The 16,601-nt window shown below is 42.2% G+C and carries 7 protein-coding genes; 4 read left to right on the top strand and 3 right to left on the bottom strand.

All coding sequences use genetic code 11. The features are described from left to right. Positions 1-485: 485 nt before the first annotated feature. On the top strand, positions 486-1,967 hold the full coding sequence (locus tag V7K27_RS08225) for a leucyl aminopeptidase (protein WP_334946071.1): 1,482 nt from the start codon (positions 486-488) through the stop codon (positions 1,965-1,967). Here the strand turns inward: V7K27_RS08225 and V7K27_RS08220 are convergent. Further along, positions 1,939-2,151: a hypothetical protein gene (locus tag V7K27_RS08220; RefSeq protein WP_334946069.1), complete on the bottom strand. Its 213-nt coding sequence runs from the start codon at positions 2,149-2,151 to the stop codon at positions 1,939-1,941. The genes V7K27_RS08225 and V7K27_RS08220 overlap by 29 nt on opposite strands. 161 nt (positions 2,152-2,312) lie before the next feature. On the opposite strand from V7K27_RS08220, the gene plsX reads away from it, so the two are divergent. The 3 genes from plsX to fabD all read left to right on the top strand — a co-directional run bounded on the left by plsX (position 2,313) and on the right by fabD (position 5,404). After that, positions 2,313-3,335 carry a phosphate acyltransferase PlsX gene (plsX, locus tag V7K27_RS08215; RefSeq protein WP_334946067.1) on the top strand — a complete coding sequence of 341 codons (1,023 nt, stop codon included), beginning with the start codon at positions 2,313-2,315 and terminating at the stop codon, positions 3,333-3,335. 99 nt (positions 3,336-3,434) lie between these two features. Next, a complete protein-coding gene (locus V7K27_RS08210) occupies positions 3,435-4,427 on the top strand; it encodes a beta-ketoacyl-ACP synthase 3 (RefSeq protein ID WP_334946065.1) in 993 nt (330 codons plus the stop codon). A gap of 95 nt (positions 4,428-4,522) precedes the next feature. Next, positions 4,523-5,404: an ACP S-malonyltransferase gene (gene fabD, locus V7K27_RS08205; protein WP_334946063.1), complete on the top strand. Its 882-nt coding sequence runs from the start codon at positions 4,523-4,525 to the stop codon at positions 5,402-5,404. A gap of 218 nt (positions 5,405-5,622) precedes the next feature. Here fabD and V7K27_RS08200 read toward each other — a convergent pair whose 3' ends face one another. After that, complete coding sequence (locus tag V7K27_RS08200) at positions 5,623-11,058, bottom strand: trifunctional serine/threonine-protein kinase/ATP-binding protein/sensor histidine kinase (protein WP_334946061.1); 5,436 nt, start codon at positions 11,056-11,058, stop codon at positions 5,623-5,625. A gap of 73 nt (positions 11,059-11,131) precedes the next feature. Next, positions 11,132-16,561, bottom strand: coding sequence for an ATP-binding sensor histidine kinase (locus V7K27_RS08195; RefSeq protein WP_334946059.1), 5,430 nt, complete (start codon positions 16,559-16,561; stop codon positions 11,132-11,134). Positions 16,562-16,601 lie beyond the last annotated feature (40 nt).

The raw sequence follows: 16,601 nt of genomic DNA, 5'->3' as shown, positions 1-16,601 counted from the left end.
TATCAAAGCTTCGTGAACGGAGTTCTGAGCCTCATTCACGAGTATCAAAGCCTCATTCACGAAGTTCTGAGCTTCATTCACGAGTATCAAAGCCTCATTCACGAGTATCAAAGCCTCATTCACGAGTCCTATTTCTACCAATTTTAGGACTTACGCAAAACCACACACTGTAGGGGCAATTCATGAATTGCCCCTACCAGAAAATAAGGGTTTCGGCTATTCTTTGCGTAAATCCTGCAATTTGTTAAATGATAGCTACTGCCCTCTGCTTTGGGGAGCATCTCAGTTTTGTAAATACACTACACCATAGGAGAAAGAAGATTCCTGCTCCCTCTCCTTACTAAGGAGAGGGCTGGGGTGAGGTTTAGGCTTTCTACGAAAGTGAGATGCTCCCTCTGCTTTGCATCTCCCTCACTCCCCACTCCATGAAACAAGAATTTTAAGCAATACTGGTACAAGAAGGAATATTTACACAAAATCCCAACATGACAATTCAACCTAGTGATCAGCCTTTGCTAGAGTGGGCAGGCGATAGTTTGGCAATTGGATTATTTGAAGATGCAGTAGAGTTAACCGGAGAACTAGCAACTTTAGATCAAAAGTTTTCTGGAGTCCTAAAAGAACTGATTGCTGAAGAAGAATTTAAAGGTAAAGCCAACAGTACAATCTTTACCCGTGTAAATGCTGGTAGCTCAGTGCGTAAATTGATTTTAGTAGGTTTAGGAAAACCAGAAGCACTAAAACTAGACACTTTGCGCCGCGCTGCTGCTGCTGTAGCCAGAGTAGGAAACAAGCAAAAAAGCAAAATTCTGGGATTTAGTTTTCCATTATGGAATAACGATCCAGCAGCAAGCGCCCAAGCGATCGCCGAAGGTGTGGAATTAGCACTTTACCAAGATATTCGCTTTAAATCAGAACCAGAAGACAAAGGTTCACAAATAGAAACCGTCGATTTACTAGGTTTCGGTGGACAAGAAGCCGCCATCAACCGCGCCCATCAAATCGTTTCCGGGGTAATTTTGGCACGGCAGTTAGTAGCAGCGCCAGCTAACGCAGTCACACCAATTACTTTAGCTGAAACGGCTATTGCGATCGCTAACGAGTACGGTTTACAAATAGAAATTCTGGAACGGGAAGACTGTGAAAAGTTGGGCATGGGTGCGTTTTTGGGAGTAGCCCAAGCTTCCGATTTGCCACCTAAATTCATTCACTTAACTTACAAGCCAGAAGGTACACCCAAAAAGAAACTAGCAATTATTGGCAAAGGTGTAACCTTCGACTCCGGCGGACTCAACATTAAAGGTGCTGGTAGCGGCATCGAAACCATGAAAATTGACATGGGCGGTGCAGCAGCAATCTTGGGTGCAGCAAAAGCCATTGCTCAAATTAAGCCAGATTCGGAAGTTCACTTTATCTCGGCGGTGACTGAAAACATGATTAGCGGTCGCGCCATGCACCCAGGAGACGTTCTCACAGCATCAAACGGCAAAACAATCGAAGTGAACAACACCGATGCTGAAGGACGTTTAACCCTAGCAGATGCCTTAGTTTATGCCGACAAATTGGGATTAGATGCGATCGTGGATTTAGCCACCCTAACTGGTGCCAACCTCATTGCCTTGGGTGAAGATATTGCTGGTTTATATACTCCCGATGATGCTGTCGCTTCCCAGCTAGAGAAAGCTGCTGAAACTTCAGGGGAAAAGATTTGGCGGATGCCAATGGAAGAAAAATATTTTGAAGGGCTAAAGTCTGGTATTGCGGACATGAAGAATACAGGGCCGCGTCCAGGTGGTGCAATTACCGCCGCCCTTTTCCTCAAGCAATTCGTCAAACAAACCCCTTGGGCACACTTAGATATTGCAGGACCTGTGTGGACAGATAAAGAAAATGGTTACAACGGCGCAGGGGCAACCGGCTACGGCGTTCGGATGCTAGTTAATTGGGTGGTGGAGAGTGGGGAGTAGGGAGTAGGGAGTAGGGAGTGGGGGGAGATGAGGGGGATGAGGGAGATGAGGGAGATGAGGAGACAAGGAGAATAAGTAATGCCCAATGCCCAATGCCCAATGCCCAATGCCCAATGCCCAATGCCCAATGCCCAATGCCCAATGCCCAATGCCCAATGCCCATTCCCCACTCCCCACTCCCCATTCCCCACTCCCCACTCCCTACTCCAGAACAATTCGTGCTATCTTGAGCTTGCCAGCAAAAATTGTTGCAATAGTAACAGAATTAATTTGGCGGTCAGAAAGTTAAGCTTTTTCGGCAAAGCCATCTGGTAAAATTTGTAAGGTTTCTAGAAGCTGTGAGCAATGGGATCGACTCGCGTAAGGATCGCAATTGACGCAATGGGAGGGGATCACGCACCCGGTGAAATCGTTGCTGGCGCATTGCGAGCAAGGGAAGAATTGGGTGTAGATATATTGTTGGTTGGTGATCCCCAACAAATAGAAGCTGCTTTGCCGCCAAAAACAAGTTTAGGGCAGGTGGAGATCGTGACTGCAAAGGATGCGATCGCAATGGATGAGGAGCCTTTAAACGCAGTTAGACGCAAACCCAAGGCTTCTATTAATGTGGCCATGGATTTGGTCAAGCAGCAAAAAGCAGATGCCGTATTTTCTGCGGGGCACTCTGGGGCAGCTATGGCATCAGCTTTACTCCGCTTAGGACGATTGCCGGGAATTGACCGCCCAGCGATCGGGACTGTTTTTCCCACGATTATTGCTGGTAAGCCAGTGCTAGTACTTGATGTCGGCGCGAATGTAGATTGCCGTCCCAAGTTTTTAGAGCAGTTTGGCGTCATGGGATCGGCTTACAGTCAGTATGTTTTGGGTACAACTGAACCAAAGGTGGGTTTGCTGAATATCGGTGAAGAAGACTCTAAGGGCAATGATGCAGCCGTCCGCGCCCACCAAATGCTCCGCGAAAATTCCCAAATTAATTTTATTGGCAATGCCGAAGGGCGTGATGTGCTTTCCGGTCGCTTTGATGTGATTGTCTGCGATGGCTTTGTGGGTAATGTATTGTTAAAATTTGCCGAAGCAGTCGGAGAAGTGATTTTGCAAATTCTGCGGGAAGAATTACCCCAAGGATTGCACGGTCAAATCGGTTCAGCACTCTTAAAACCAAACCTGAAGCGGGTTAAGCAGCGCATGGATCACGCCGAACACGGCGGCGCTTTGCTGTTAGGCGTGGCAGGAGTCTGTTTGATTGGTCACGGTAGTTCACAAGCACCTTCAATTTTTAATGCAATTCGCATGGCAAAAGAAGCCGTTGACAACCAGGTGATCCAACGAATTCAGTCCCAATATATCCTAGAGCGCGAGAGCGGTTAGTCATTGGTCATTAGTCATTGGTCATTAGTCATTGGTCATTGGTCATTTGCAAAGGACAACTGACAAAGGACAAAAAGCTGATAGCTGGGGAGATTAGGAGTGCAAAATTTAGGCGTGGCAATTATCGGAAGTGGCTCGGCAGTACCCGCAACTTCCCTACACAACCAGACATTGAGTGAAGTAGTTGAAACATCAGACGAGTGGATTAGCACAAGAACGGGAATTCGTCAACGGCGATTAGCGCTGCCATCTGAGTCCTTGAGTGTACTCGCTACTGCCGCCAGCAGTCAGGCGATCGCATCTGCGGGAATTAAACCAGAAGACCTAGACTTGATTCTGCTAGCGACTTCCACCCCTGATGATTTATTTGGTAGTGCTTGTCAAGTACAAGCTCAATTGGGAGCCACCAACGCAGTAGCCTTTGACTTGACAGCTGCCTGCTCCGGCTTTGTGTTTGGTCTGGTTACAGCAGCCCAGTACATTAGAACAGGAGTATATAAGAATGTACTGTTGATCGGGGCAGACATCCTCTCTCGCTGGGTAGATTGGGAAGATCGGCGCACTTGTGTATTGTTTGGTGATGGTGCAGGGGCAGTAGTATTGCAGGCTGCCAAAAGCGATCGCTTATTGGGATTTGCACTTAAAAGTGATGGCACTCTAAACCATCACCTCAACCTTGCATACACAGGCGCTTCCCAAGAACTGCTCCCCGGTGTAAATATCACTAAAGGCACTTATCAACCCATTACTATGAACGGCAAAGAAGTTTATCGCTTTGCTATCCAAAAAGTGCCAGAAATCATTGACAAAGCCTTATTTCAAGCCAACCTCAGCGTTGACCAGATAGATTGGCTGCTGTTGCATCAAGCCAATCAGCGAATTATCGATGCCGTTGCCCAACGCCTGAATGTCCCAGAACATAAAGTTATCAGTAATCTCGCCCAGTATGGCAATACCTCTGCTGCCTCCATCCCCTTAGCTTTGGATGAAGCAGTACGGCAAGGTAAAATTAAACCCAATGACATCGTTGCTGCATCCGGCTTTGGTGCCGGTCTTACCTGGGGCGCGGCAATTTTTCAATGGGGAAGGTGAATATTTTGTCCTTTGTCATTAGTCATTTGTCCTTTGTTAATGACCAATGACCAATGACCAATGACCAATGACCAATGACTAATGACCAATGACTAATGACTAAAACTGCATGGGTGTTTCCCGGACAAGGTTCCCAAGCGCTGGGAATGGGAATAGACTTATTAGATATACCTGCCGCTAAAAACAAATTTGCCCAAGCTGAGGAAATTTTGGGCTGGTCTGTAACAGAAATCTCTCAAAACCAAGAAGAAAAGTTATCACAGACGCTATACACCCAGCCAATTCTTTATGTGGTAGAAAGCATTCTTGCTGACCTTCTCCGAGAACGAGGACACCAGCCAGATTTAGTTGCTGGTCACAGTTTGGGAGAATATACTGCCCTTTATATTGCGGGTGTCTTTGAGTGGTCGGCTGGTTTATATCTGGTGAAGCGTCGTGCGGAACTCATGGATAGTGCCGTCGGTGGGATGATGGCGGCTTTGATCAACTTTGACCGCGAACAGTTGGAAAAAGTCATTGCCCAAACGCCTGATGTTGTGTTAGCAAATGACAATAGCTCGACTCAGGTAGTAATTTCAGGCACGACTGAGGCTGTACAAGCGGTGCTGTCTCAAGTTAAAGCAAAGCGTGCTATTCCCCTAAAAGTTTCTGGAGCATTTCATTCACATTTAATCGCACCAGCAGCTGCGGAATTCCAAGACATTCTAGAATCTGTGGAATTTCAGCCAGCGATTGTACCAGTGTTGTCTAATGTCGAACCAATTCCGTCTATTGATGCCGAGATTTTAAAGCAGCGCTTGAATAAACAAATGACTGGTTCGGTACGCTGGCGAGAAATTTCTCTGCAATTACCAGCCAACGGCATTCAGCGAGTAGTAGAAATTGGCCCTGGTAAAGTTCTAACTGGCTTGATTAAACGTACTAGCCCTGATTTAATATTAGAAAATATCCAGAGTGCTGCTAATTTGCCTGTTTAATTTATAAGAAGAATTCAGAACTCAGGAGTCAGAATGGGCTAAACGCCCCGCTACCGCTAACAGAATTGAATTCTGTACTACTGGGTAATGAATATTGGTTTAAAACCTTGCCCGCAAGTGGCGCGAAAAAAATTAAAATATTCTCGCCTTAAAACTCTATCCCTTTATGGGTGGAGTATTCACAATTGGTGAATTCTGTATTCTGACTCCTGTTTTATTTAGAACTTCATTTCAATTAAAAATTCTGTACCCTCACCCAGAACAGAGTTGAAACTCAATTTTCCGCCGTGGGTTGATTCAACAATAGACTTGGCGATCGCTAATCCTAATCCTGTCCCTTTACCCACAGCTTTTGTAGTAAATAAGTGGTCAAAAATCTTTTGTTTTACTGATTCATTCATCCCCTTACCATTATCAGCGATCGCAATTTTCACTAAATTATCTGCTGCTGAGGTTGTAATTGTAATGCAGTTAGGATTGGCTTTAATTTCCTCAAAAGAATGTCCCTGATTAGATTCATCTAAGGCATCAATAGCATTAGCTATCAGATTCATAAACACCTGATTTAATTGACCAGGGAAACATTCTACTTGAGGAAAATTACCGTAGTTGCTGACAACTTCAATCGCGGGACGTTGTTCATTCGCCTTCAAACGATGTTTCAAAATTAAAATTGTGCTATCGATGCCTTCGTGAATGTTAAATGGTACTTTGTAATCTTGATCGGCGCGGGAGAAAGTACGTAAACTGGTGCTGATGTTTTTCAGCCTGTCGCACGCCATCGACATGGAATCAAGCATCTTGGGCAAGTCTTCTAAACTATAATCCAAGTCGATTTCTTCGGCGTGGTCAATAATTTCCTCACTCTTGTTGAGTAAACTTTCTTGATATAATTTCAAGTGTTCAATAATATCGGCAAAGGTAGGTTTAGCTTGTTTGAGACTGGCAGCAATAAAACCGAGGGGATTATTCATTTCGTGAGCGACACCAGCAACTAAATTACCCAACGCAGACATTTTCTCACTTTGCACCATTTGTAATTGAGCTTGTTGTAAATCTTGCAATGCTTGTTGCAAATCTTCTGATTTTTGCTGCGATTCGGCGAATGACTGCTCTAACTGTTGGGCATAGTTCTGCGATCGCTCATAAAGTCGGGCATTTTCCAAAGAAATCGCCGCTTGAGCGCAGAGTAAATTTAGCAGTTCGACGCGATCGCTTGTGAACGCCCCCGTCGCTAAATTATTTTCTAGATATAAAATACCCAGAAACTTCCCTTGATGTAAAATCGGTCTACACAAGATACTCTTAGGCTGCTGACGAATGATATACGGGTCATTGGCTAAGGTCAGATCAGCCGTCGCATCAAGTAGTACAACAGTCTGCCTGTCGTGCTTCACTTTGTAAATCAGTCTGAGGGGAATGTCCTGGCTGTCCTCAATGGGAAGTCGCTGCAACACAACCGGCTCCGAACCCTCAATAATTGACCCTTTGATCAGCAGGCGATCGTCTCGCAAGAGCATTAACACGCATTTATCAGCCCCTGCATTTTCGATGACGATCTTCAGCAACGATGAAAGCAGTTTTTCGAGTTCGATTTCGCCTGAGATAGTTTGAGAGGCTTTGAGAATAGCAGCTAAATCGAGAGAATCGGAGACGCTGGACGAAGAACTAGAAGAACTAGTGGAGGTGACTGTTCCTAATGCGAAGACGGTTTCGTTAACCGAGAAAGGAGTGCGAGTTTGTTGGAGAATAGGAGTCAGGAGTTGGGGATAGCGTCTTTCCAAGTCAGCGACTTTGGCTTTTGCACCCCAACGAGCATAGCCATAGTAAGCCTTCGTCATGTATGCCTGGGCAATCTCCTGTTTATCCCAGTCGAGGTAAAATTTTGCGGCTAGTTCATTAGCCAGCGCTTCTTCCTGAATATAATCATTTTCTTTGGCTCCAATGATGGCGCGATCGTAATGTTCAATTGCTTCGGCTTTATTGCCCAAAACCCGATGTTTTTCTGCCTCAACTAAATACCATTTATGCAGATGATTCATGGGAGCATTTTGCGCCCACTGTTGCAAAGTGGTTTGATGGGTTTGGGCTAAAGACAAAAATTCGCCTTGCTCTGACTCTGGGTGTGTGGACAAGAGTGCCAAATGCGTCAGGGCTGTATAGAAATGAAAAATGGGAATAAAAATCATCCCTGATACTGCCATTAAATACTGTTTGCCTTGGGTGTTATAGTCTAGGGCAGCCGTGTAGTTACCAAAAAAGTAGGCAAGCATCAGTTTGTAAGTGTAGGCAATAGCGATCGCCGAGAGATCGTTGTCCTGATGGTGCTTAGAAAGCATCACCGTTTCATCGTAGGCACTGCCAATTAAGCAATCCGACAGAATACGGGCTTCCTTCAAGTTATGCACAGTCTGCTGCATGATATCCAAATAAGTCTGGGCAGAATGTTGTTTTACCTGCACTAAGACAGCCCTGTAAGCTGCTATTTCGGGTTCCCAAATGTCCAGTTCTACCCCAGCAAAAAGTTTGGCAATGAGGTAATCGAGAGAGTTATAGCCAGCGCTGAGAAAATCACCAGTTTCTATACCAGTTGCATAGCCATCTTTCATCGTCAACATCGTTGCTTTGAGAGATTCCTGATGATGTTGAACCCAAGCCGCAAACAGAAGTAGAACTTTAGACTCGAATTCCTTGACATTAAATATGTCAAGCAAGTTGATTGCCAATCGCCCAAAGCTATAGCCTGTTTTCACTTCTCCCAAAAAGGCACACAACACCATACTGTGAATCGCATACCCCACCGTCGATCCTGGTGCATTCCCAAACTGGATTGATAAACTCACCATCGTTGCACTCAGTATGGGCATTAATCCGGGCATTGCCTGTAGAATCGGTGAAAATAACATTCCTAACAGTTGTATGGCGGCTTGGGCATTGGGGTCGCTCATCGCAGGCAAATCAACCAGTTCGGCAATTTCTTTGCCTTGGAGTTGCTCCTCGATCTGCTGTAAACCACTGCTAATTTGGGCTTCGTCTGCTTCTGTCGGAAACTCTACCCCCAATTGCTTCAGTGCCTCTGTACCTACGGCGAACGCCTGCAATGTTTGGTTACGAGCTGTGTGTGCTGCGATTTTAATTTCGTAGATTTTCACTTTGTCGAGAATCGTTTGTGCTTGCTGCAAGACGAATGCGGCAAGCTGCTCCATGCCCTCAAAGTCACTATTCAAGTAACTGGCTTCGGCGGCGGCTACATACAAATTGAGCGTTAATTCGTACTGAGTTTCCCAGCAGTCTGGCCGAAGTAACTCCAGCCCACTTTGCAAATAAACTTTTGCGGCAGCATAGGCGGTAGCACTTCTGGCCTTAGTTCCCGCTTTCAAGTTCAGTTGTGCTAGAGTTTGCCGTTCCTGCGGTTGCGCGATTAACTCTATGCCTAAATTTAAATGCCCGACAATATCAAAAATCTTGTCTTCTCGGTCTATTTCTGAGAGCTTTTGCTGAAGCAGTTGTCCCATTTGCAGGTGGGTTGCTTGTTTTTGATCGGTGGGAATTAAAGAATAGGCGGCTTGCTGGACGCGATCGTGTAAAAATTTGTAGGTAACAGTCTCTTGATTTTCTTGAGTAAGTGCAAGACTTTCTTGCCCAAGATAAAACTTATAAACATCACCAAGCGGTAAAATTAACCCTTCTTGTAATGCTTTCCACAAATCAGTAGCCGTCTCAATTGACGATTTTTCTGAAACAATTGCCAAAGTTGCTAAATCAAACTGATTCCCAATACAAGCAGCTAATTGCAATACATTTTGAGTTGATTGTGGCAATTTTCGCAATTGAAATGTCATAAAAGCAACAACGTCATCTGTAACTGATTGAGTCGTCACCTGTACAATGTCACATTGCCAACAGGCTAATTCAAAATCAAATTGAATGAGATTATCTTGATGCAATGCTTTGAGAAACTGGGTTGCAAAAAACGGATTACCTTGAGTTTTTTGAGATACTAATTGAGAAAGAGTCCATGCCAAACTTTCTGAACATTTCAGGGTGTCAGCAACTAATTGATTTACTTGCCCTTTACTGAGTGGTGCTAGAGTAATCGTATTAATCGTTGCTTGTTTTTTTTGAATCTCACTCAAAGTCAACATCAAAGGATGTGCTGGATTGACTTCGTTATCACGATACGCACCAATTAAAAAAAGATAACCTGTATCAGCCATTAATAGCTGCATTAATTTCAGCGATGCTGAATCAGCCCATTGCAAATCATCTAAGAACATCACTAATGGATGTTCTAAGCTGGTAAAGACTTGGGTAAATTTTTGAAACAAGAAATTAAATCTATTTTGTGCCGCATTTCCTGATAATTCTGTAGCAGGTGGTTGTTCACCAATGATTCTTGATAGTTCGGGGATGACTTCAATAATTACCTGTCCATTTTCCCCAACTGCTGATAATATTTGGTTTCTCCATTGTTGAATTTGTGCATCACTTTCGCTTAACAGTTGCCCCATTAAATCTCGAAATGCTTGCACAAATGCACTAAAGGGAATATTGCGTTGAAATTGGTCATATTTCCCTTTGATAAAATAACCACGTTGCCGCACAATCGGTTTATGAACTTCGTTGACAACCGCAGTTTTACCAATTCCCGAAAACCCAGCTACCAGCATCATTTCTGTTGCACCAAGGCTAACTCGCTCAAATGCATCAAGTAAGGTTTGAACTTCGGTTTCTCGTCCATAAAGTTTATCAGGTATGATGAAGCGATCGCACACATCCCGTTCTGCAATTAGGAAACTCTTAATTTCACCAGAAACTTGAAGTTGAGATAAACAATTTTCTAAATCAAATTTCAGCCCCAATGCACTCTGATAGCGGTCTTCAGCATTTTTCGCCATCAATTTGTTGACAATCTCCGAGAGTACAGACGGGATTTGTGGGTTAATTTTATCTACTAAGGGTGGCTGCTTTGCAATATGAGAATGTACTAACTCCATCGGGTCGTTTGACTTAAACGGTAATTCCCCAGTCAGTAATTCGTAAAATGTTACACCCAGAGAATAAAAGTCAGTACGGTAGTCAATCCCCCGATTCATTCTGCCTGTTTGTTCTGGAGAAATATAAGCGAGTGTACCTTCTAATACATTGGGATTGATTAGTGCTTGCGTTTCCCGTGGTAATAAAGATGCAATACTAAAGTCGATTAATTTAACTTGTTTGGTTTCAGGATTAATGAGAATATTGGCGGGTTTTATGTCTTTGTGAATAATCCGCTCGCGGTAGAGTATATCTAAGGTATTGCACAGTGCGATCGCTATTTCTAAAAACTCCATTAGAGATTCTAAGGTTCTCCGCACTCCCCATTCTTTAAGAGAAATCCCCCCAAAGTCTTCCATCACTAACGCATAACCATTCTGATAGGCTTGGAGGCTATAGGTTTGGACGATCAGAGGTGAGTTAAGATTTTTAGCAATGGTGTATTGATTGCGAAATGACAAAAGTTCGCTGAAACTCGGATAAGAATTTTTCAGCAGTTTAATAACTACTCTTAATGAGTCAGTCTCTCGATACCCTCGATAAACTAGGGTTCTGGAACCATTGTAAAGTTCTTCACTGATGCGATATCCGGGAATACTGATAAAAGTGCTAACCATGCTGCTAAATCCTTGAGACTTCCAGATTTAGTATTCCCGGATATGTGAGGTTGTTTACCAAAAGAGCAAAAATTTACAAAGGAATTTCAATGATAAATTCTGTACCCTCACCTAGAACTGAGTTAAAACTCAATTTCCCACTGTGGGTTTCTTCAACAATTTGACGAGCGATCGCTAATCCTAATCCCGTCCCTTTACCCACAGCTTTTGTAGTAAATAAGTGGTCAAAAATCTTTTGTTTCACCGATTCACTCATCCCCTTACCATTATCAGCGATCGCAATTTTCACTAGATGATTTTCAACTGAGGTTGTAATTGTAATGCAGTTAGGATTAGCTTTAATTTCCTTAAAAGACTTTCCCTGATTAGATTCATCTAAGGCATCAATAGCATTAGCTAGAAGATTCATAAATACCTGATTTAATTGACCAGGGAAACATTGTACTTGAGGTAAATTACCGTAATTTGTGACAACTTCAATTGCGGGACGTTGTTCGTTTGCTTTCAGGCGATGTTTGAGAATTAAAATCGTACTGTCGATACCTTCGTGAATATTAAACTGCACTTTATAATCTTTATCAGCGCGGGAGAAAGTTCTTAAACTAGTGCTGATATTTTCCAGGCGATCGCACGCCATCACCATTGAATCAATTATCTTGGGTAAATCTTCTAAGCTATAATCTAAGTCAATTTTTTCGGCATGGTCTTTGATTTCATCGCCTGGATTTGGTAGACTTTCTTGATAGAGTTTCAAGTGTTCAACAATATCAGTAAGGGTGGGTTTAGCTTGTTGAAGGCTGGCAGAAATAAAGCCCAAAGGATTATTCATTTCATGGGCTACCCCAGCAACTAAGTTACCCAATGCAGACATTTTCTCACTTTGGATAATTTGCAGCTGTGCTTGTTGTAAGTCTTGTAGTGCAATTCCTGCTTGTTGATAAAGTCCAGCATTTTCTAGGGATACTGCTGCTTGGGAAGACAGTAAGTTAATTATACTGAGGCGATCGCTGTTAAATACCCCTTGAATCATTTGATTCTCTAGGTAGAGAATCCCCACCAAATGCCCTTGATTAATAATCGGAGTACAAAATACACTTTTGGGTTGATGTTGCAACATATATTCCCCAATTAAACCAGGGATATCTGTTTTGCAATTGTCTATAACCACTGTTTGTTGGGTATTTTTGACGTAATAGATAATTTTTACAGGAATATCTTGACAATTGTCTAGTGATTCTGGGCTGAGGCTCGTTTGTATTTCCTCACGATCAATAAAAGTAATTGCCCGTACTTGCCAAATATTTTTTTGGGGAAGCAGCAGTACAGCTTTGATCGCGCCAGAGTTTTCTAAGATAATCCGGGTGAGACTGGCGATGAGTGTATCTAATTCCAGAGAACTGGAAATAGCTTTAGCGGCTTTCAGGGCAGAGGTAAAATCTAAAACGTCGGAAATATTGGTGCCGCCAGTAGTATTCGTGTAAGTAGATGAGAAAGTCCCACCAAAGCCAATAGTTTCTAAGGGATTGAGATTGAGATTAAGTTTTTGTTGTTTCAGGAGAAATTCGAGTAGTTGGGGATAGCGTTTTTCTAAGTCGGTAACTTTGGCTTTTGCCCCCCAACGGGCATAACAGTAGTATGCTTCTTGCATATAGACTTGAGCGATTTTTTCTTTACCGCATTCGAGGTAAAATTTAGCCGCAAGTTCGTTTGCTAAAGCTTCTTCTTGAATATAGCCGTTTTGTTTTGCCCCCGATATTGCCAGGTCGTAATATTCTTGTGCTTGAAGTTTATTGCCGAAAATGCGATCGCGTTCTGCTCTAATTAAATCGCATTTGTGTTTAATGTCGGTAGGAACTAATTTCGCCCGTCGTTCTAGGTTGTGCTGAATTTTAGTAACTCGTTTGAGTAACTGCTTTTTTAGTTGAGGTGAGGAGTTAGGATAAGCAGCCAATCGCGTTAAGGCATCATAAAACCAAGTAGATATAATACCATTGATGCCAATTAATTCTTGTTCGTAGGGAAGGGAAGCATCTGCTGCGTCAAGTGCTGCTGAGATATTACTAAACAAGTATGCAATAAGTACTTTGTAGCAATAAATAGTAGAAAGAAAGACAGCATCATTACTGGCTTGAAAGTGGGGAATTAGCTGTGTTTCATCGCACTCTGTGCCAACTAATATATGGGGTTGGGGAGATGCCTCCGTCAGATTTAGCATTACCTGCCGCAGTATAATAATTTGTTGTAGACTCACTTCATTGGGTATTTCCGTTGTCAATGCTTGATGGTAGAGTTCAGAGATTGGTAACAACTCAATAAGTGGCTTTCCTAAGAATAAACCTACATTAATTTCACTGAAGTATCCCACACCTACGAAAGCAAAATCTCCACAATTCAAGGCTGCCTGTTTGCCTTCTTGAATCAAGTGTAAGCTGTTGCTGAGTGGTTGTTGCCAAAATTGGCTGAAGATTGCTATGCTTACTTTTATTTTTCCTTCAATGTAGAGGTTTGGTAATTTATTTAGTAACTTGAGGGAAAATTGCCCCATTTGATAACTTGCTTCTAATTCCTGCAAATTTGATAAAATAATGCTATAGATTGTATAAAAACTAGATGACCAGATAGAATTACCCTGTTGAAGGGATTTTTGGACACCCAGAAATGCCAATAGTGCCATTAATGGCTGCGAACAGAAATATGCTGGATAGGAAATTAAATTGCTAATTCGCAGTACGACAATAGTTTCTGGATTTGTCATCACAGGTAATTGCAACAGCTTTTCTAAGGAATTACCACGCAATAAAACCTTAGTTTTGATTAATTCTGCCAACACTTGTAATTTACTTGGCTGCGATGACAATTTAATCCCTAACAATTGGAGAAATTCTAAACCCGTATCAATCGACTTTTGATAATTCTTCTGGGCGCTATAAGCTTGAATTTGAGCCTCATAAACAGCAAGGTTATCTACTACTGTTTGGGAATTAAGTTTTACTACCTGCATCAATTGAGTAATTTCTGCAAACCTACCCGTCAGAAATGCTGTATCTGCGGCAATATCATGCAAACCAAGAGTAATATTATATTGCCGCTGCCAACTATTATCATCTAACAAACTCATCCCTTTTTCTGCATAACTAAAAGCCGCTGAATATGCCGTTGCCCTTCTCGCTTTCTGAGCAGCATTGAGATTGATTTGGGCAACTTTACTTTTCTCGATATCATCGGCGATCAGGGAAATTCCCATATTCAATTGATTGGCAATATCAAATAATTTATCTGTTTGTTTGTCATCGGAAGTATTGGATAATAATAAACGTCCAATCTGTAAATGTGTTGCTTGTTTATCTTGATCAAGAATTAATGAATAAGCAGCTTGCTGAATGCGGTCATGGGAGAATTTGTAATTAACAACATGGGACATTTCTTGTTGGTAAATTACTTCTTTATCGGGAATATAAAACTTATAAATTTCACTTTCCGGTAAAACCAAAGCCTCCTGTAAAGCTTTCCAAAGTGCGGCAGCAGTTTCATTTTCTGACTGTTGAGAAACAGCTGCTAAGGTCATCAAATTAAATTGATTGCCAATACATGCCGCTAACTTTAAAATCCATTGGGTTGAAAAAGGCAGCTTTTGTAACTGTTGCGCCATAAATTCTACCACATTATCAGTCAATGCAGCTTGTTTAACTAGGGTAATATCGCACTGCCAGCATCCTAGTTCAGAGTTGAATACAATCAAATTATCTTCATACAAAGCCTTGAGGAACTGTGTACTAAAAAATGGGTTTCCTTGAGTTTTTTGATAAATTAACTGCGTCAAAGGTGTCGCTAGATCGTGTATACAATTTAGAGTATCTGCAACCAGTTGATTTAAAGTATTTTCACTAAGAACTTGCAATGTAATACTATTAATAATTGCACCAAGTTTATGCTTCTCATCCAAAGTCATCATCAAAGGATGTGTTGGAGACACTTCATTATCACGGTAAGCACCAATTAATAATAAATATCCGCTATCCTCACCCATCAATAATTCAAGCAGTTTGAAAGAAGCTGAATCAGCCCACTGTAAATCATCCAAAAACATCACTAAGGGATGTTTTTTAGTTGTAAAAACGCTAATAAATTTCTGAAATATTGAATTAAATCGATTTTGTGCGGCAGTTCCTGATAATTCTGGTACTGCTGATTGGATACCAATAATTCTTGATAATTCGGGGATGACTTCAATAATTACTTGTCCATTTTCCCCCACAGCCTCTAATATATTGCTTTTCCATTGCTGAATTTGTACATCACTTTCTGTTAACAATTGCCCCATTAAATCCCGGAAAGCTTGCACAAATGCCGAAAAGGGAATATTGCGCTGAAATTGGTCGTATTTCCCTTTGATAAAATAGCCACGTTGCTGCACAATCGGTTTATGAACTTCGTTGACAACCGCAGTTTTACCAATTCCCGAAAACCCAGCTACCAGCATCATTTCTGTTGCACCAAGGCTCACTCTTTCAAATGCTTGGAGTAGGGTTGATATTTCGGTTTCTCTTCCATAGAGTTTATCGGGGATGATGAAGCGATCGCACACATCCCTTTGGGCAATTTCAAAGCCCCCGATTCTACCAGTTTCTTGGAGTTGAGTTAAACAATTTTCTAAATCAAATTTCAGTCCCAAGGTACTTTGATAGCGGTCTTCACCATTTTTTGCCATCAATTTACTGACAATCCCCGAGACTACAGACGGGATTTGTGGGTTAATTTCATGTATTAGGGGTGGAAGTTTCGCAATATGACAATGCACCAACTCCATCGGATCGTTTGATTGAAATGGTAAAACACCAGTAAGTAACTCGTAGAATGTCACACCCAGAGAATAAAAATCAGTCCGATAATCAATTCCCCGATTCATTCTCCCGGTTTGTTCTGGAGAAATATAAGCGAGTGTGCCTTCTAATACATTGGGATTGATTAGTGTTTGGGTTTCCCGTGGTAGTAAAGATGCAATACTAAAGTCGATTAATTTAACTTGTTTGGTTTCGGGATTAATTAAAATATTGGCGGGTTTGATATCTTTGTGAATAATCCGCTCGCGGTAGAGTATATCTAAGGTGTTGCAGAGTGCGATCGCTATCTGTAAAAACTCTATCAGAGATTCTACACTTTCCCCCACTCCCCACTCCTGTACAGACGCGATTAATCGCGTCTCTACTCCCCATTCTTTAAGAGAAATCCCCCCAAAGTCTTCCATTACTAACGCATAACCATTCTGATAGGCTTGGAGGCTATAGGTTTGGATGATTAGAGGTGAGTTGAGATTTTTGGCAATGGTGTACTGATTGCGAAACGACAAGAGTTCACTGAAACTCGGATAAGGATTTTTCAGCAGTTTAATCACCACTGGTAAGGAGTCAGTCTCTCGATACCCTCGATAAACCAGAGTTCTGGAACCATTGTAGAGTTCTTCACTTACTTGATATCCGGGAATAATGACAAAAGTACTAACCATGCTGCTAAATTCTTAAGATTTGTAGGTTTAGTGTTCCCGA

Source organism: Nostoc sp. (genome assembly GCF_036919575.1).
GTDB lineage: Bacteria > Cyanobacteriota > Cyanobacteriia > Cyanobacteriales > Nostocaceae > Nostoc.
The sequence above is the reverse complement of the archived record's forward strand: the minus strand, read 5'-3'. Positions and strand labels throughout refer to the sequence as shown.